Origin of the sequence: Longispora fulva, from assembly GCF_015751905.1 — a bacterium.
In the GTDB taxonomy this organism is placed as follows: domain Bacteria; phylum Actinomycetota; class Actinomycetes; order Mycobacteriales; family Micromonosporaceae; genus Longispora; species Longispora fulva.
This window is the reverse complement of the sequence record NZ_JADOUF010000001.1, coordinates 2,236,616-2,254,501: the sequence shown is the minus strand read 5'-3', so window position 1 is coordinate 2,254,501 and position 17,886 is coordinate 2,236,616. Positions and strand designations below refer to the sequence as shown.

Here is a 17,886-nt window from a genome sequence, read left to right as displayed (position 1 = left end):
TCACGATTCCCATGAGCCGCCGCACCGAGCCCGGGCGGTCACCCCCACCAGTCGAGCCGTACAAGCAAGGCGACAGGCCGTGGCCAAGTGCTGGCCATCTACCCAGGAGCTGCCCCCTTGTCGGACACGTTCGAGGACTCCACCCATCCTTCGGTGCTGCCGTTCATGCCTCGCCGCCGGGTCGACCATCGGGAACAGACTGCAGGGCCGGTGCAGCCCGCCCCAGGCCAGCACCCGGCCGTCGGACTCCCACAGCGCCATCGGCGCCTGCGGGCACGCCTCGGTCGACAGGTCAAACCCGAACCCCCAGGTCAGTTCACCGAGGTGGAACCGGCTGGCCAGCGACCAGATCCGCTGGCCGGACACCTGCAGCTTCCGCAGATCCGCGGGCCCCTGATAGTCACGTCGCACCCAGCGGCACTCGTCCGCGCCGGCCGGGCCGTCAACCGGGTTTCACCCGACCTTCCCGGATCGGTGCGGGAGGAGGCCGGCGAGCGACGGTCGGAGCGCACGCTGCCCGACCGCCGCCACAGGCCCCCCACACGCTGTACTGGGAGTCCTCACCGCCGCGCTCGCGCCTGGTCGCAAGGGGTGGCGATGTGCGCCTGCCGCCACCCCCGTCGTGAGGTCCGCGCGTCCCCGACCGGCTCCTCAACTGTGCCGGGTGCACCGACGACCTCCGGCCGCCGACCCCTCAACGGCCTAAAAAATCAAATCCGCCGACGGCTGGCGCAGGGCCGGAAACCGCGAACACGACGGCGCGGCGTCGCGACCATCCCTCGGTGCAGAACGCCGCTCACCTGGTATGGACCATTGACGGCGCGTGGTGGGGTCGTGGCCGCTCTGCCGTGCCGTGGATCGAGCCGCGTGACCGGCGGCGCCTCGTTGCTGGCGACCAGCGTTCCCCGCAAGCGCCCCCACCCGACCCGCCCCTCCCTGCCCGAGCGACCACCTTCCCGAGCACCGTCCCAACCGGCCAGTAACACCCGACCCGCCACCACATGAGACAGCCTGCGGCGGCGCGGGGGAGAGTCATCCGACCCGGGTCTCGTGGCGGCCTTCGGAGTCGGTGTTCGCGTAGTTCACACAAGTGTCTCTTCGAATTCGACAGTCGCTCTCGGCCGCGTACGGGCCTGGGACGGGACACTCGATCCGAGCCCGCTCTCCGGGGGGAAGGTCGGGACCCAGTCCAGTACGCCTACTCGAAGGGTTGCCTGGTGATCAAGAACAATCTCCGCGCGTTCATGGGGGCGATCGTCGCCTTCGTAGCGTTGCCGATCAGTCTCGCCCCGGCGGCGCACGCCGCCACCGTTCCGGCGCGGATTTCCGCCACTGTTCCGTCGCAGGGTTCCGCCACTCAGCTCGACGTCGGCAACTGGAACGTCGAGTGGTTCGGTGACACGGGCTTCGGCCCGACCAACGAGGCGCTGCAGCAGGCCAACGTCCGCGACGTCATGGCCGGTGCCGACATGGATGTCTGGGGCCTGTCCGAGGTCGTCAGCACGTCCGCGTTCAACACCCTCGTCTCTGGCATGTCCGGCTTCACCGGGGTCCTGGCCAACGACCCGATCGTGACGAACGGGCCGCAGTACTACTCGGACTTCAACAACGGCGAGCAGAAGGTCGCGCTCGTCTGGCGCAGCAGCATGGCCAGCCTGGTGAGCGCGAAGGTCATCCTCACGAGCCAGAACAGCAACTTCGCCGGTCGCCCGCCGGTCGAGTTCACGCTGCGCGGCACCTTCGACGGCGCGACCCGCGACCTCGTCTTCATCGTCATGCACGCCAAGGCCGGCTCCACCCAGGATGCGTGGAACCTGCGCAACCCCGCGTCCCAGGCCCTCAAGTCCTACCTCGACTCGACGTACCCGACGCAGGACGTCTTCGTGATCGGCGACTGGAACGACGACGTCGACACGTCCATCACGCCCGGGAACGCGTCGCCGTACGCCAACTTCGTGAACGACACGGCGCGCTACGGTTTCCCGACGCGGGCACTGTCCCTGGCCGGGGTCGCGTCGACCACGGGCTACCCGGACTTCATCGACCACCAGCTCAACACCAACGAGGTCAACGCGAAGTACGTCGCGGGCTCGGCGACAGCGTTCCAGCCCCAGGCCTACATTCCGAACTACGCGACCACGACCAGCGATCACTACCCGGTGCTGGCCCGGTACAACTTCACCCTCGGCGGCGGAGGCGGCAACCAGCCGCCCACAGCCGCGTTCACGTCCTCCTGCACCAACCTCACGTGCACCTTCACCGACGGCAGCACCGACGCTGACGGCACGATCACTGGCCGCAGTTGGACCTTCGGCGACGGCCAGACCTCGACCGCTACGAACCCCTCGGTCACCTACGCCGCGGCGGGCACGTACCCGGTGAGCCTCACCGTGACCGACAACGGCGGTGCCACGCACACGACGACCCAGAACGTCACGGTCACCGCAGGCGGCGGCGGTCCGGCCAACGTCATCATCAACGAGGTCCTCGCCAACGAGCCGGGGAGCGACACCGCTGGCGAGGCTGTTGAGATCGTCAACATCGGTGGCACCGCGATCTCCATCGCGGGCTGGACGGTCCATGACGGCACGGCGGTGCGGCACACCTTCGCGGCCGGCACGACGCTGCAGCCCGGCAAGGCGATCACCGTGTTCGGCGGAGCCTCCGCCATCCCCGGTGGCATCGTGGCCGTGGCGGCGAGCACCGGTGGCCTCAGCCTGGCCAACAGCGGTGACCAGGTGATCCTGCGGGACGCGGCCGGCGCGACAGTCCAGTCGATGAGCTACACCTCCAGCCAGGCGAGCTCCGACGGCGTCTCGATCAACCGGAGCCCTGACGGCTCGGCGACCGGCGCGTGGGTCAAGCACAACACGATCAGCTCGCTGCCGCGGTCCCCTGGCCAGCGCGCCGACGGAACCGTGTACTGAGTCAACACCGAGACTCACCACACCGGGGATCGTGGCACCGCACGGCGCCATGATCCCCGGTGTTCACAAGGATTCCGCGCTCCGAGGCCGTTCGCCGCCGTGCGGTTCATGTGTGTGCGGCCCGCGACCGGCGTCGTCGGTGGTAGGGCGCGGCCAGAAGAGCGAGCAGTGGTCCCCAGAGGGCCAGTGGAAGGTAGGCGGCCCAGTAGACGACCGGCCGTAGAATCCGGCACGGTGTCGGCCAGGCTCAGTCCTGCGGGTGTGGCAATGCGGGGAACACCGTGTGCCACAGCTGTCGAAGGCGATGAGGGTCAGGACATCCGGCGCGGTCGTGAAGGCCGGTCACCTGTGCCCACGATTCGGACGTGAGCAGTCCTTCTCGCAGGCAGGTGCCGAGCTCGGCTTCGAGCCATGGGAAACGGCCGCGGCGCACCGCGAGGCGCAGATCGCCCAAACCAGACTTGTTTGTGGGATCGGCGTAGACAAGAAGGATCTGCGCGAGCCGGACAGAGAACGGTCCATCGTCATCCTGTGCCATGAACGGATCTTTCCCTAACGGCACAGTCGGTGGAAGCGGCCACGCCCTGGCGGGGAGAATGCCGCTTGGGCCTTCGCGCGACCTGGCCAGGACGTAGGCTCCCACCAGGAAGATCGTGACCATCGATGCGAGCCCCGACTGACACCCCGAGCGGTTCGGATCACCCACCGATCCAGGATCGAGGTGGCCATGTCCGGCCCGAAAATCGCATCGCCGCGAACCGACTCCGCCGAGGAGGACATCCCCCGTCGCGGGTTCCCCACGCCCTCGTCAGAATTGTCCGACCTCGAGGTCGACGTGATCGTCTTCAGGCTGCAGCAGCGCTTTCCGCTGTCCCGGATCTCCCCGGCCGAATGGGAGCACCGGGTTCGGGCCGCCTTTCGGACGTTCATGACCGCCCGCGTGCGCACATTCATCCCGATCTTCGTCGAGCGCCTCGTGGGGGCCTCGATCGACGCGCCTGCACGTTCACCCCGCCCGCGATAGCGCCCGCCCGGGACGCCACCGCAACGATGCCCCCAAGACAACCATCGACGACGTTCAGGCTGTCCCATCCGCTCGGCCGGGAATCCGCCCTGTCGAGGTGGTGGTTCCGTCAGGCGGCGTTCCGCGCGGTATGCCGATGGGCCGGGCGTCCTCGCCGGCGCCCGACCCATCTCACGATCTGGAGGTGCTTTACGCGATGACGAGCTCCTCCTGGCCGTCGGTGACGACGATGGTCCCGAGGGCTGGCTTGCCCGCGTAGGTGTAGGTGTGGGCGATGACGCCGGCGTCGGTGGACGTGATGTCGGTGAGTCGCCATGCGGCCGGGGTGGTGCCGCTTTCGAAGAGTCGCTGGCCCTTGCCGAGGACGACGGGGAAGGTGAGCAGCCGTAGTTCGTCGACGAGTCCGGCGGCGAGCAGGGCTTGGATGAGCTGGCCGCTGCCATGCACCTGGAGCGCCCGGCCGTGCTGGGCCTTGAGCTGGGTGACCTCCTCGACGAGGTCGCCGGTGAGCAGGTGCGAGTTGGCCCAGTCCAGCGATGTCAAGGTGTTCGACGGCACGTATTTGGGCAGGGTGTTGAGTTTGGTGGCGATCGGGTCGTTCGGGTCGGTGACGTTCGGCCAGTGTGAGGACAGCAGCTGGTAGGAGCGGCGGCCGAGGAGGAACGCGTCGGCGTCGGTGATCCAGTCAACGACGATGCCGCCGAAGGTCTGGTCGGCGTAGGGGATCAGCCAGCCGCCGAGGTCGAAGCCGTCGGTGCGGTCCTCTTCGGGCCCGCCGGGGCCCTGCAGGACGCCGTCGAGGGACACGAACGTGGTCACGGTCAGTTTCATGATGGTGCCTTCTTGTCTCGTGCGAAAGGTGAGCGGTTGGTTCGTGGGTTGGGTGGTTCCCGTCCGCGACCCGCGTGTCCCGTGGTTGCCCGCAGTCGGATCTGGCGGACCATCAGCTACTCCCGGCCGTTGGGGCGCAGGTCCAGGACCACGGCGCCGGTGCTGAAGGTCGTGGTGCCCGCGAGGGTCCACGAGCTGGCCGGGCCACCGTCGCCGAACAGGCGCTTGCCCTGGCCGACGACGACGGGGTGGACCCAGAGCTTGAGTTCGTCGATGAGGCCCAGCGCGATGAGGGAGCAGACCAGGTCGCCACTGCCGTACACCAGAAGATCGCCCTGGTCTTTGAGCTTGGTGACCTCGGTGGCCAGGTCGCCGCGGAGCACGGTGGCGTTCCACTCCGCCTCGGCCAGGGTCGCCGACACCACGTGCTTGGGGATGGTGTTCATCCGGACGGCGAACCCGCCCTCGGACTCCTCCATCCGCGGCCACGCGGCGGCCATGCCCTCATAGGTGACCCGGCCCAGCAGCAGGGCATCGGCGGCGAACAGCTGACCGTGGGCGTAGCGGGCGTGGTCGGCGTTGAAGTACGGGCCGGTCCAGGTGGGGCTGTCCATCACGCCGTCGAGCGACACGAAGGGCAGGGCGACGATCTTGCTCACAGCCGGCTCCTCGGAATACTGATCAAACGGCTGAATACGGAGGCTTCCGCGCCGTCATGATCAGCCTGCCCGGCCACGATCAGCCAAACAACGAGTGATACTGGAACCCGCGTTTAACCAGGCTCAACACTTCAAGGAGGTCACGTGGTGCTCGAACGTCTGGAGCTGGAGGCGTTCCTCACCCTGGCGGAGGAACTGCACTTCGGCCGTACCGCCGAGCGCCTGCACGTCACCACCGGCCGGATCAGCCAGACCATCCAGAAACTGGAACGCCAGATCGGCGCGCCGCTGTTCGACCGCACCAACCGCAGCGTCCGTCTCACCCCGCTCGGCAACCAACTGCGCGAGGACCTGCGGCCCGGCTACGAGCAGCTCCAGGCCGGCCTCGACCGCGCGATCGCCAGCGTCCGCCAGACCCGCGACGCGTTGCGGGTCAGCTTCGTCGGCGCCGCCGCCGGTCAGGTCGCCCACCAGACCGCCGACCTGCTCGCCCAGCGCGAACCCGCATGGCTGGTCAAGGTCCGCGAAGCGCAGGTCATCAACGCCGTCGCGACACTCCGAGCCGGTGACGTGGACATCGCCGTGCTCAGCCTCCCGCTCGCCGGCCCCGACCTGGTCATCGGCCCGGTCCTCATCTCCGAACCCCGGATGCTCGCCGTCCCCGCGAACCATCCCTTCGCCGGGCGCACCGCCGTGACCATGGAGGACCTCGCCGACGTCCGGCTCCTGCGGCTGGCCGGCGCCCTGCCCGGCGACTGGCCGTCTGACCGCTGGCCCGAACACACCCCCGCCGGCCGGGCCATCCCCGGCGGGCCCGCGTTCGAGACCTTCCAGGAAGCCCTACAGCTGATCGGCGCCGGCAACGGCGCGATGATCGTCGGCGCGCAGGTCACCCGCTTCTACACCCGACCCGACGTCGCCTACCTCCCGTTCTCCGACGCCGGGCCGATCGACTGGGCCCCCATCTGGCTGCGGGCCAACAACTCCCCCCGCATCCGCGCCTTCGCACAAGCGGCCCGCGAGGTCGCCAACCGGATCTACCTCGCCGCCACCCACCAGTAACAGTCGGCGCGCTGACCACCGCACGGACGCGGCCGTCGCGAACGTGCACGCCGTCGGTGACGCGCGGGACGTCGACCGTCAGCGGCAGGAACGTCTCCAGCCCGGCGTCGGCCGACATGGCTACTCCGGTGGCGGAGTCCGGCCCCGTGCACGAGAGGTCTCAGGTCCGCGCACCTGCTGTGACCACCTCGCCGAGGTGGACCAGTCCGCCGGTCACAACGTCCTCCTGGGTGGCGCCTACCGCCTGGCGGCTGATCGGGAGAACGCCAGGCGGGACCTCGCACCGCGTCAGGCCCCGCGAGAACTGACACCACGGCGCCTCAAACGTCAGCCGCGCACCGAAAACCGAGATTTCCGCTGCTGGAGTCCGGTGGATTGCGGGTGCGCGCGGCCACCCGGTACCGGTTGCAGTACGAGTCATGGCACAGATACGACCCGCCGCGCATGACCCGGGCGTCGCCGTCTGGATTCTCTGCGGCGGCATGTGCTGTGGTCCACCAGTCGGCGCACCACTCCCAGACGTTGCCGACGACGTTGTAGAGCCCGTATCCGTTCGGTCGAAAGGCGTCGGCTGGCACTGTGCCGCCGGAACCCGACGTCGGGAACGTCCCGCGCCAGATGTTGCAGCGGCCGCGGCCTTCCGGCGGCAGGTCCTCGCCCCACGGATATCTCGCGCCCACCAGACCGCCGCGGGCCGCGTACTCCCACTCGGCTTCGGTCGGTAGCCGCTTGCCTGCCCACTGGGCATACAGTGCGGCGTCGAACCAGGAGACGTGGACGACCGGGTGGTTCCGGCGTGCCGAGATGGTGCTTCCCGGCCCTTCCGGTGCGCGCCAACAAGCGCCTTGTACGCCGCGCCACCAGGGCGTCGCGGCCGGGGCGGGGCCCGCTGTGGCGATGTGGGCCGTTAGGAAGGCGAAGAAGACGTACGACCAGCCGTAGCGCTCGGCGTCGGTGACGTAGCCGGTGGCCCTGACGAACGCCGCGAACCTCGCGTTGGTGACTGCGGTGACGTCCATCCGGAACGGCGCGACGGTGACCGACCGGACCGGACCTTCGCCGTCGCCGGGATTGGCCTGGTCGTCGTCGTTGCCCATGAGAAAGGTGTCCCCGGCGATCCGGATCATTCTGCCGGATGACGCCGAACCCCGCCGGTCCGGCGGCCCCGGAGCGCGCAGGCCGAGCAACGGCTGGTCCGTGGGTGCGCGCGCCGCCGCGCAGCACGCGCCTCCCTGGGTGGCGACGGGCTCGCGCATCAGGACCCCTGGGCCGTTGCGTCGTGGGGGAGCACCGGGGAGACCTGGACACCCGTCACGAGCTGGCCGTCGCGCACCAGGCCCTGTGGGCGGTTCTTGAGTTCCTCGACGAGAATCGCGCGCAGCTTCTCCACCGTCCTCGGTTCGGTGCCAGCCAGATCGTGCACCTCGCCGGGGTCGGCGGTCAGGTCGAACAACTGCTCCAGACCGTCGCTGCTGCGCCAGACGTACTTGTGCCGCTCGTCGGTGATCCACTGGATCGAGCCGTGCTGTCCGCAGTAATGGTCGGTGTGCTCGCCGTGCAGATGGGCGCGCGGTGCACGCTCGACGTCCACGAGCGCCTCGCCCTCCACCGATCCCGGAATCGGCAGTCCCGCCGCGGCCAGCAGCGTCGGCATGACGTCGCGCAGCTCGGCCAGGTCGTCGCGGACCACACCGCGCGCGATGCCCGGCCCGGCCAGCAGGAACGGGACGCGGGCCGAACCCTCGTAGGGCACGGCTTTGCGGTACAGGTGGTGGTCGCCCATCATCTCGCCGTGGTCGGAGGAGAACAGGACGATCGTGTCCTCGGCCCCGTGCTCGTTCAGGGCGTCCAGGATGCGGTTCACCTGTTGGTCGATGTGGCTGATGTTGCCGTAGTAGCCGGCGCGGGCCCGGCGCAGCCGATGCTCCGGCAACTCCAGGTAGGGCGAGGTCGGATTCAGAGGGTCGCCGGTCGCCTGCCACATCGTGGCGGCCCAGTCGCCGACGGGTGGGGCCGGCATCGGGCGGGTCAGGTACTGCTCGAATGCCCAGGCCGGCGGGTCGTAGGGCGGGTGCGGCCGGTGGAAGGAGCTGAACAGGAAGAATGGCCGGTCGCGGTCGCGGGTGCGCAGGAACTCCACGGTGCGGGCGGCGGTCCAGTTCGTCGGGTGCTGCCATTCGGGTTTGTCCCAGGGCCGGGCCACGACGCTGTTGCAATCCAGCCCGTTCTCGGCGTAGTCGGCGTCCGGCCGACCGGAGGCGGTGCGCAACCAGGTCACGTAGTCGTCGATCTCGGCGAGGTCGTCGGCGTTGCGGCGGGCGAAGTGCAGGTACCCGTCGTGCAGCTCGACGGTTTCGAAGCCGAGAAGGTTGCGCTCCGGGTACACGTGCATCTTGCCGACCGCGTGGGTCCGGTACCCGTGCCGGGTGAACTCTCCGGCCAGTGTCGTCTCGTAGTCCCATGGGACGCCGTCGCGGTAGCCCACGCGGCCGTGGGACGCGGCGGACAGGCCGGTCATCAGGGCGGCGCGGGCCGGAACGCAACTCGGCGTGGACGAGTAGGCGCGGGTGAACCGGGTCCCGCTCGAGGCGAGCCGGTCGAGATACGGCGTCTCCACGACTGGATGGCCGGCGGCGGACAGACAGTCCCCACGCCACTGGTCGGCGAACAGGAGCAGGATATTGACAGGCACGATCAGTCACTTTCCGTCTCAGGCGTACGTGGGGCGGCCGGGTGCCCGATGGGCGCCCGGTGTGCCACGGTGTGGGTCAGCTGGTTCCCCGGGCGATGTACTTCCACTCCTGCTGCAGGATCCGGCCCGGCGGCGGGGTCGAGGCCTCGATGCGCTCGAACAGCAGGCGTGCCAGGTCGGTGAAGTCGTGGTTCTCGGGGCCGACGGTGCTCAGTGCGGGATCGCTGTACTCGCCTTCGGGGGAGTTGCCGATACCGACGATGGCGACGTCCTCCGGCACCCGGATCCGCAATCGGTGGCACGCCCACAGGGCGCTGATCGCGGCCAGGTCCGACAGCGCGAACAGCGCGTCGGGCCGCTCGCCGGGGCCGTCCAGCAGGTCGAGCGTCTGACTGAAGGCGGTCGCGCGCGTGCCGTGGACGTCGCGGATCAGTGTCATGTCCAGCGGCAGGGCGTTCTCCTCCAGGACCGCCCGGTAGGCGGCGAACCGCTCGGGGACGTCCTGCCCGGCCGGGGTCGGCGCGTTGCGCAGGCAGGCGATGCGCCGCCGCCCCTGGTCGACCAGGGCACGCAGGGCGTCCGCGCACGCCCGGCGCTCGTTGGTGCGCACGACGTCGAACCCGTCCGGCACGGCGGTGTTGCTCAGCACGACCAGCGCCATGCCCTGTTTCAGAAGGGGTCTGATGGATCCGGGATCGAACCGGACCTGTCCGCTCGCGTCGATGATCGCGCCGTCGACGGTGCCGCGGCCCAGGTAGCGCAGCCAGTTGCCACCGGTCAGGCTGACCGTGGTGTAGTCGCGCTCCTCGGCGTAGACGCCGACGTCGCGGGCGATGCCCAGCGTCCACGGCGCGTCGGGGAACGGGACGGCCAGGGCGACGGACTCGGTTCGGCCGCGCCGCAGGCCACGGCCGGCCTGGTTGGGGGCGTAGCCGAGTTCCTCGACGGCGGCCAGGACCTTGGTCCGGGTCTCCTCCGAGGCGCGGGCCCGGGTCTCCTCGCCTCCGTTGAGCACGATCGAGACCGTGGCCGTCGAGACGCCGGCGAGCTCGGCGACGTCCTTGATGGTGGCCCTGCGACCCTGTGGCCGTGCCATGGCGGTCCTCCCGTTCGCTTCACGCACCGTCACTTCAAGGCTCCCATGGTCATTCCCTCGACGATGCGCCGCCCGGTCCAGGCGTAAAGCGCGATCATGGGCACCGCCAGGAATGCGACGCCGGCGAACAGGGCGCCCCAGTCACTGGCGTACTGCATGCTCATCTCCAGCCGGAGCAGTGCCACCGGCAGGGTCTGGCGGGCCAGGTCGGTCGGGACGAGGACCATCACCAGGAACGTCTCGTTCCACAGGCTGATGACGCCGATGACGAACAGAGTGGTCAGGCCGGGCCGGGCCAGCGGCAGCATCACCTGGAAGAAGGTCCGCACCGGGCCGGCGCCGTCGATCGCCGCGGCCTCCTCGAGTGCCGAGGGCAGGGTCCTGAAATACGCCGAGGAGACGAACACCGTGAACGGCAGCCCGATGACGACATAGAAGATCAGCAGCGTGAGGCGGTCGTCCCACCAGCCGGTGACGTAGTCCACCAGGAACCGGCTGCTGTACACCCCCACGGCCAGCAGCGGTACGACGATCGTCTGCAGTGGGATGCTCATGCCCAGGGCGAAGTATCCGGTCAGCCCGCCGCCGTTCTTGGCACGGCGGGACAACGCGTAGCCGGCCGGAGCGCCGATCAGCAGCAGTAGGGTCTCACCGAGCAGTACGAGCACCACGCTGTTGACCACGGCACTGCCGAAGCCGGTGTTCCAGGCCCGGCTGAAATTGTCCACCGACAGGCCGGTCGGGGGCGTGAACGGATGCAGCGGGATGTCGCCGGAGGGTTTGAAGGCGTTCATCAGCGCCCAGCCGCCCAACAGCACGGTGCCCGCGACCCAGATCCACAGTACGACGCGGGCCACGCCCGGCACCGCGTGGTCACCCCACAGGCTGGATCGGCGACGGGGCGTCGCGGTCGCATCGGTCATCTCAGTACTCCATCCGCTCACGCCGGGTCACGCGGCGGGTCAGCCACACCAGAAGGAAGGACACGAACACCATCACGACCCCCATCGCCGAGGCGTAGCCGAACTGCGCGTCGGAGCCGTCGGGGGGAGTGATCGCGTAGAACTGCTGGAGCACGACGGTCCGGGCCGAGATCGGTGCGATCTGCGACTGGCCGGCGATGGCGATCACCATCTCGAACGCCTTCAGCGTGCTGATCACCCACAAGACCGCTGTCACCGCGATGACGTCCCAGACCAGCGGCAACGTGACGTGCCGGAACCGCTGCACCTTGGAGCAGCCGGCCAACTGCGCCTCCTCATACAGGTCCGGCGGCACGTTGTCCACCGAGGCCATGATCAGGACGATGAAGTAGCCGCCGGCCGACCACACCAGAACCGCGACGATCACCTTGAAGATCAGGCCGTCGCCGAGCCAGGCGGTGTGCTGCGGCAGCCCCGTCATGCCCATCAGCCGGTTGAGCGCGCCGTCGCTGTCGAGCAGGAACGCCACGCACGCGCCGATTGCGACAGTGGAGATGACGTGCGGCATGAACAGCACGGCCTGCACGAACTTGCGACCGCGCAGGTCCTGCAGCACGACCAGGGCGAGGAACACCAGGGCGAACACCACGACGCCGCCGACGATCGCGGCGAACAGTGTGTTGCCGAACGCGCGCCCGAACACCGGGTCGCGCCACAGTGCCCGGTAGTTGGCCAGGCCGGCCCACCGGAACTCCGTGCCCAGACCACCCCACCGGCTGAAACTCACGACGAGCCCGGCGATGGAGGGAAGGATGAACAGCAGGGTGTAGAGGAACACGGCCGGCACCAGGAAACCACGGTAGGCCCTGCGCCGGGTGGCCTGGAGCCCGGAAGCCTCCTGGGCGGGACGTGCGCGCCACATGGGCCGCTTGGTTGCGATAGCAGCGCCGGACATCTACTTGACGCCGCCGGCCAGGTAGGCGGCGGTGTCCTGCTTTGCCGCCGCGACGAACTGCTCGGCGGTCAGCTGTCCCTTGATCAGCTTGTCGTCCAGCGGGGGCAGCACGTCGGTCCACCATTTCGGTGCCACCGACGGAGCGTTGTCCCAGTTCTGTGCGATCTCGGTGGCCGTCATCTCGATCTGCTGGAGCGCCCGCAGCTCCGGCGGTGCCAGGACACCGTTGAGGGCAGGGATGTTGATCGTCTGGGTGGCCATCATCTCCTGGTACCTGGGCTGCATGGCGAACGCGATGTACCTGGCCGCCCAATCCTGGTGCGCGCTCTTCGCGTCGATCGCGTAGCCGATCGTCGACTGGTACTGCAGGCTGTTGTGCGCGGCGCCGGCGACTGCCGGGAACGCGAACACCTCCGGCTTGGAGCCGGCCGGCGCCACCGGCTTGGTCTCACTGGCCAGCCAGGAGCCGTTGAGCTCCATGACCATCTTTCCGGAGCGCCACTGGTTCTGGGCGTTCGGGTACACCGAACCCTCGAAGCCGGGCTGGAAGTAGCCGCCCCTGGCCAACTGCTCCACCTGCTTGGCGGCGGTCAGCACGCCCGGCGAGTCCCAGGCTGCGGCGGACTGGCTCAGGCCGGCGAACGACCCGGCGCCGTTCTGGCGCAGCTGCAGCATGAAGAACCACCACATGTTGTACCGGCTCTGCGCGCCCTCCTGGGCGAACGCGACCTTGCCCTCGGCCTTGTAGCCGGCTGCGGCCCTCAGCAGCTGGTCGAACGTGGCCGGCGGATTCGCGGCGAGTTCGGGCGTGCGCGCGGCATCGAACCACACCCCGTTGCCGTCGACGATCTCCGGCACCATCCCGACACCGGTCTTGTCGGAGGAAGCCGTCAGGTACACCTGCGGGATCAGCTGGGCCAGCGTCTTGCCGGTACCCGGGACGGTCTGCGCCAGGGCCGGCGCCGGGTCGGCCAGCGCGCCCCCGGCGCGTAGGCGCGCGAGGGGACCGGCGGCGGTGACGAACACGTCCGGCGAGTCGCCGCCGGTGGCCGCGGCGTTCAGCAGCGCCGCCGTGTTGTCCTTGCTCGGCGCGGTGAGCTTGACCTTGATCCCGGTGGCAGCGGTGAAATCGGCGGCGATCTTCTGGTACACCACGTCCTGGGGCGTGCCTTGCGGCCAGTTGGACCAGACGGTCAGCGGCACGTTCGACGAGACCGGAGACGTGTCGCCGACCTTGGTGCCGCATCCGGTGAGGGCGAACACGACGGCTGCGGTGGCGGCCGCGGCCGTGACGGCCCCCGATCTGGCCGCGAAGTCGCGGCGGGAGTGCTGGTGGCGCATGTCTGTGCCTCTCAGGTTCGAGGTTAAACGTTTGACTGCGAGACCATGCGAACATCCGGAGGTGATCCCCGTCAAGAGTCAGGCGAAGAAATCCCACCAGGTGGCAGCGCGGTGGATGAGGACTACGGGACGCTTGGGCAACCTCTTGTCATAGCGAGGGTAAACGATTAATCTCGACCGCCTCGGGGACAGTGGCACTCCGGTCCGTTGTTTCCGCCCGCGCTGCGGGGCCGGCGCGGAGGCGCCGCGGACACTGTTCGACCGCAAGGATCATGCCCTCCGCTGACGCCCCGTCCGCCCCTCGGACCTCGGTCGAAGCGGCCCAGACGAAAGGAATGCCCATGCGAAGGCAGAACATCAGGCGGGGGCTCCGACGAGCAGTCAGAGCCCTTGCCGTCCCCGTCAGCCTGACGTTGCTCACGTCCGCGCTGGCGGGTTCGGTCACCGGGTCCGACGTCGCCGCCGCCGCGACCGCGACCGGACCGATCTCGATCGGATCAGGACTGTGCCTGGACGGCGCGTCCGGCGTCACCGTCCAGAACTGCTCCGGCTCGGCCGCGCAGACGTGGCAGTACGACAGCAACAGTGGCGAAGTCAAAAATGGTGGCTCCTGCCTGACCGTGACCGGGGCGTCGAAGGTGCTGGGTACCCTGGCCGCGCTGGCGACCTGCAGCACCGGCCCGGTCCAGCGCTGGGTGCTGCGGCCGGGCGGACAGATCTACAACTCGAGGTCAGCGACCTGCCTCGCCACCTCCGACGCCGAGCCGAGCGCCGGTGACACGGTCACCATCGCCACCTGCCCGATCAACTTCACCAACACTCCGGTCCCGGCGGCACAGGCCTGGACCACCTCGATCGGCGCCCCCACCGGCGTGACGATCACCGGCACCACGGCCACCCGGTGGGGGTACGGCTATGACACCCCGCCCATGCCGTACGTCGACAAGGACGGCACCTTCTACTTCCAGGACGCGTTCTCGAACTACCCCGCCACAGGGACCCGTAACTGGAGGTTCTTCACCGGCCCGAACGTCGACTCCGTGACCCGGGCGTCGGCGTCCAACGCCACCGACAACGCCGACACCACCACGCGGTGCAACGAGAGTCCCACCGGGAAGATCGCCACCTACAACACCACGCCCAACACCAACTTCTCGCAGAAGAACTACTGCGACCTGATCGGCGTGTACGTCGACCCGGACACCGGCGACTGGGTCGGACTGGTCCACAACGAATTCACCCCGAGGCCCCTGGGCGACGGCTGGCACTACGACTCCATCGACTACGCCGTCTCCACCGACCAGGGCAACACCTGGACCATCAAGGACCATGCCCTGACGTCTCCGTACTCCACCACCCGCGGAGACACCGACGCGTTTCCGAACGACACGTACTCCTGGGGCGACGGCGACCAGCGTCTGCTCGTCGACACCGCGTCCGGATACTTCTACGTCTACTACTTCTCCCGCGTCGTGGACCAGGGCGGTCACGGAACCGGTTGGGTCCGCGAGGAGCACGTCGCACGCGCGCCGATCAGCGGCAAGCTGGGCAGCGGCTGGAAGAAGTGGTACAACGGCGCCTGGGACTCCGACGGCGTCGGCGGCCAGGAAAGCGAGATCATCCCGACGGTCGCGTCCGGCACCGGCTACGTAGCCCCAGCCGACGACTACAGTCCCTCGGCCGTCGGCAATTCCACGACCCTGACCGCCAACGGCGTCCTGCGCGAGTCCCCGATGCAGGGCATGGACGTGGCCTGGAGCCCGTACCTGGGCGCGTACCTCGGCGTGGCCGGCAACAACTACTACACGACGAAGGACCTGACCACCCAGAAATGGACCGACCTGGGCTCGGCCACCGGCTACACCAACCTGTCCGGCCGCTACCAGATGTTGATCGATGCGAACAGGACCAGCAACCAGGTCCTGGGCAACACGTTCCGCGTGTACTGCAACACTGCCTGCCCGAGCGGCAGCGCGGAGTACTCGACGACCACCCTGACCCGCGCCACAGCCCCGACCCTGCCGGTCGGCAGCGGCGGCACCTACCGGATCGCTGCCGGCGACGGGAGCGTCCTGGCCCAGACCGGCACCGCCGCCGCGCCCACCCTCGGCGCCGTGTCGTCCTCGGGCGCCGGATCCGCCGGGAACTGGGTCTTCTCCGACAACGGCGACGGCTTCTTCGCGATCACCAACGCCGGCAGCGGCAAGGCCCTCGGCGTCAACTCCGCCTCCAAGGCCGGTCGTGCCTGGGGCGCGACCCCGACGCTGGCCGCGCCGGACAGCGCGGACCTCGGCCAGGAGTGGGCGATCCAGGCCGACTCCGGCGGCACCTCCTACCGCCTGATCAACCGGTACAGCAACCTGGTGCTCAGCGTCGCCTCGAGCCTGACCCAGCAGGTCGCGACCAGCCCGGCGCGCTCCTGGGCCCCGCCGACCGGCGCGACCGATCCCCGCCCGGTCAGCGCCCAACTGCTCGGCTTCACCCAGATGACCGCACCTCCGGCCAGCGATTTCGTGATGAGGGTGTCGCCGACCGCCGCGATGGTGCCCGTAGGCTCCTCGGCCACCGTGTCGGTGACCACCAAGGTGACCTCCGGATCGGGGCAGAATGTGACGTTGTCCGCCTCGGGGCTTCCGACCGGGACCACGGCCACCTTCTCTCCGGCGACCGTGACGTCCGGCGGCACCTCGACGCTGACCCTCCAGACGAGTTCGACCACCCCGGTCGGAAGCCTCGCGGTCACGGTGACCGGCGCGGGGGCGCTGACCACGCACAGCACACAGCTCACACTCAACGTCATTCCCCTGACTGCGGGGACCTACCAGATCTACCGGTCCGGGTCGACGCAGCTCATCGACAATCCCGCGAACTCGCAGACCTCGGGGACCCAGTTGGTGATCTACCCGAACCACGACACCACCCACCAACAGTGGACGGCCACGGTCAACACCGACGGCAGCTACACGTTCGCCAACGGCGGCTCCAGCCTGTGCATGGACGTGGCCGGGTCATCGCAGACAGCCGGCGCGACCATCGACCAGGCGACGTGCACCGCGACCACGAACCAGAGGTGGAACGTCGTGCCCAGCGGCTCGGGCTATCTGATCACCTCGAAGTCCAGCGCGTTGTCGGTCACGGCCACCAGCACCGCCAACTCCAGCGGGCTGACCCAGGAGAGCGCCGGGACGGTCTGGACCTTCACCAAGCTCGGATGAGGAACCTCAGGCCCTGATCTGATCCGGAGGAACAGCGGGGGCGTGCCGGACCGCAGGCATCCGGCACGCCCCCACCCCGACCCGCCTCCCCACCAGGACGCGCGTGCATCTGATGCCAGGTCGCGGGTCGAGGCCCGCCTGTGACAACAACGTCGTCAGCCACCCCAGCCGCCACACACATCCGGGGTCTGGAGGTCACCTCGCCATGCGCGTCGCACTGTTCACCACCTGCCTGGACAACACCGTCTCCCCCCGCACAGGGAAAGCCATCACCGAGGTCCTGCACCGCCTCGGGCACCAGGTCTCCCGCCCAGACCTCGCATGCTGCGGCCAGACGCCACTGGACACCGGACGAGACCGGGACAGCCACGCCATGACCAGCCGATTCGCCACGAGCTTCGCCGACGCCGACGCGGTGGTGACCCAGTCAGCGGCAGCCGCGGCGAGAGTCGCCGACTACTACACCTACGCCGCCGCGACGAACCGGGACCAGAAACTCGCCCACACCGTCGCCGACATCATCACCAACCTGTTCGACTTCACCGAGCTCCTCGTCGAGCGGCTCCACGTCACCGACGTCGGCGCGCACTTCCCCTACGAGGTCGCCTACCATCCGACCTGCTCCATCCCGCCCGCCACGCGCGAAACCCGGCGCTGCACCCGCCTCCTACGCGCCGTGCGCGGACTACGGCTGAGCCAACCATCCGAACTCCGGTACCGCCACCGCCACGACACCATCGCCGAAGCAGACATCCACGCCGGCACCCACGCCCTGTACGCGCGGCGCGTGAGCCTCTGGCGCCCGCAGATCCTCACCGCCGCCGACAGCGCGTGCCTCGCCCATCTCGGCGACGTGACCACCTTGACCGGACACCCCATCAAGACCGTGCACCTCGCCGAGATCCTGGCGGACACCGGCACCCGCGACCGAGGCGATCAGGTCCGGGAGCCGTCCAATGAGCCGCCCGGTAATTCATCTCTCGGTTCCGTGGGCAGTATTGACAGCCCTGGTGCGGGTGCCTAATTTGATCACGCCGCCGGTCGATCGACCGGCGGTTTCGGTCGTGTTCACGGGGGCATCCGGTGCCGGTTCGATGGCGTGTGCGGTTTTTCAGGGCGTTTGCTGCGGCGGGGCCCCGGGCACTCATTCGTCAACTGTCG

At 69.1% G+C, this 17,886-nt stretch carries 14 protein-coding genes; 5 read left to right on the top strand and 9 right to left on the bottom strand.

Annotation, left to right across the window (positions count from 1 at the left end):
• Nucleotides 1-1,217: 1,217 nt before the first annotated feature.
• Nucleotides 1,218-2,927, top strand: a complete 1,710-nt coding sequence (locus IW245_RS09955) for a lamin tail domain-containing protein (RefSeq protein WP_197002884.1) — start codon at nucleotides 1,218-1,220, stop codon at nucleotides 2,925-2,927.
• Nucleotides 2,928-3,174: 247 nt separating this feature from the next.
• On the opposite strand, the gene IW245_RS09950 is transcribed toward IW245_RS09955, so the two are convergent.
• Nucleotides 3,175-3,465 carry a hypothetical protein gene (locus IW245_RS09950; RefSeq protein ID WP_197002883.1) on the bottom strand — a complete coding sequence of 97 codons (291 nt, stop codon included), beginning with the start codon at nucleotides 3,463-3,465 and terminating at the stop codon, nucleotides 3,175-3,177.
• A gap of 189 nt (nucleotides 3,466-3,654) precedes the next feature.
• Between IW245_RS09950 and IW245_RS09945 the strand changes: the two genes are divergently transcribed.
• Nucleotides 3,655-3,951 (top strand): three-helix bundle dimerization domain-containing protein, encoded by a 297-nt coding sequence (locus IW245_RS09945; RefSeq protein ID WP_197002882.1) that lies wholly within the window; start codon nucleotides 3,655-3,657, stop codon nucleotides 3,949-3,951.
• 189 nt (nucleotides 3,952-4,140) lie between these two features.
• On the opposite strand, the gene IW245_RS09940 is transcribed toward IW245_RS09945, so the two are convergent.
• Both IW245_RS09940 and IW245_RS09935 read right to left on the bottom strand, forming a co-directional pair.
• The gene (locus IW245_RS09940; protein ID WP_231398739.1) at nucleotides 4,141-4,782 is read right to left on the bottom strand and encodes a dihydrofolate reductase family protein; all 642 of its coding nucleotides are present in this window, start codon (nucleotides 4,780-4,782) and stop codon (nucleotides 4,141-4,143) included.
• A gap of 116 nt (nucleotides 4,783-4,898) precedes the next feature.
• Nucleotides 4,899-5,441 carry a dihydrofolate reductase family protein gene (locus IW245_RS09935; protein WP_197002881.1) on the bottom strand — a complete coding sequence of 181 codons (543 nt, stop codon included), beginning with the start codon at nucleotides 5,439-5,441 and terminating at the stop codon, nucleotides 4,899-4,901.
• A gap of 144 nt (nucleotides 5,442-5,585) precedes the next feature.
• Here IW245_RS09935 and IW245_RS09930 point away from each other — a divergent pair, with 144 nt between their 5' ends.
• A complete protein-coding gene (locus IW245_RS09930) occupies nucleotides 5,586-6,503 on the top strand; it encodes a LysR family transcriptional regulator (protein ID WP_197002880.1) in 918 nt (305 codons plus the stop codon).
• Between the two features lie 320 nt (nucleotides 6,504-6,823).
• Here the strand turns inward: IW245_RS09930 and IW245_RS09925 are convergent, their stop codons facing one another.
• The 6 genes from IW245_RS09925 to IW245_RS09900 form a co-directional block, all read right to left on the bottom strand.
• Nucleotides 6,824-7,759: a formylglycine-generating enzyme family protein gene (locus IW245_RS09925; RefSeq protein ID WP_197002879.1), complete on the bottom strand. Its 936-nt coding sequence runs from the start codon at nucleotides 7,757-7,759 to the stop codon at nucleotides 6,824-6,826.
• Nucleotides 7,759-9,195 (bottom strand): arylsulfatase, encoded by a 1,437-nt coding sequence (locus IW245_RS09920; protein WP_197002878.1) that lies wholly within the window; start codon nucleotides 9,193-9,195, stop codon nucleotides 7,759-7,761. The genes IW245_RS09925 and IW245_RS09920 overlap by 1 nt, the downstream gene beginning before the upstream one ends.
• Before the next feature lie 76 nt (nucleotides 9,196-9,271).
• Nucleotides 9,272-10,291, bottom strand: coding sequence for a LacI family DNA-binding transcriptional regulator (locus IW245_RS09915; RefSeq protein WP_197002877.1), 1,020 nt, complete (start codon nucleotides 10,289-10,291; stop codon nucleotides 9,272-9,274).
• Between the two features lie 29 nt (nucleotides 10,292-10,320).
• Entirely contained in the window at nucleotides 10,321-11,214 is an 894-nt protein-coding gene (locus IW245_RS09910; protein WP_197002876.1) for a carbohydrate ABC transporter permease, read from the bottom strand.
• 1 nt (nucleotide 11,215) lies between these two features.
• Nucleotides 11,216-12,136, bottom strand: a complete 921-nt coding sequence (locus tag IW245_RS09905; RefSeq protein WP_197002875.1) for a carbohydrate ABC transporter permease — start codon at nucleotides 12,134-12,136, stop codon at nucleotides 11,216-11,218.
• Between the two features lie 33 nt (nucleotides 12,137-12,169).
• Nucleotides 12,170-13,510, bottom strand: coding sequence for an ABC transporter substrate-binding protein (locus IW245_RS09900; protein WP_197002874.1), 1,341 nt, complete (start codon nucleotides 13,508-13,510; stop codon nucleotides 12,170-12,172).
• A gap of 341 nt (nucleotides 13,511-13,851) precedes the next feature.
• On the opposite strand from IW245_RS09900, the gene IW245_RS09895 reads away from it, so the two are divergent.
• Both IW245_RS09895 and IW245_RS09890 read left to right on the top strand, forming a co-directional pair.
• On the top strand, nucleotides 13,852-16,725 hold the full coding sequence (locus IW245_RS09895) for an RICIN domain-containing protein (protein ID WP_197002873.1): 2,874 nt from the start codon (nucleotides 13,852-13,854) through the stop codon (nucleotides 16,723-16,725).
• Nucleotides 16,726-16,930: 205 nt separating this feature from the next.
• Nucleotides 16,931-17,749, top strand: coding sequence for a heterodisulfide reductase-related iron-sulfur binding cluster (locus IW245_RS09890; RefSeq protein WP_197002872.1), 819 nt, complete (start codon nucleotides 16,931-16,933; stop codon nucleotides 17,747-17,749).
• Nucleotides 17,750-17,886: the final 137 nt, after the last annotated feature.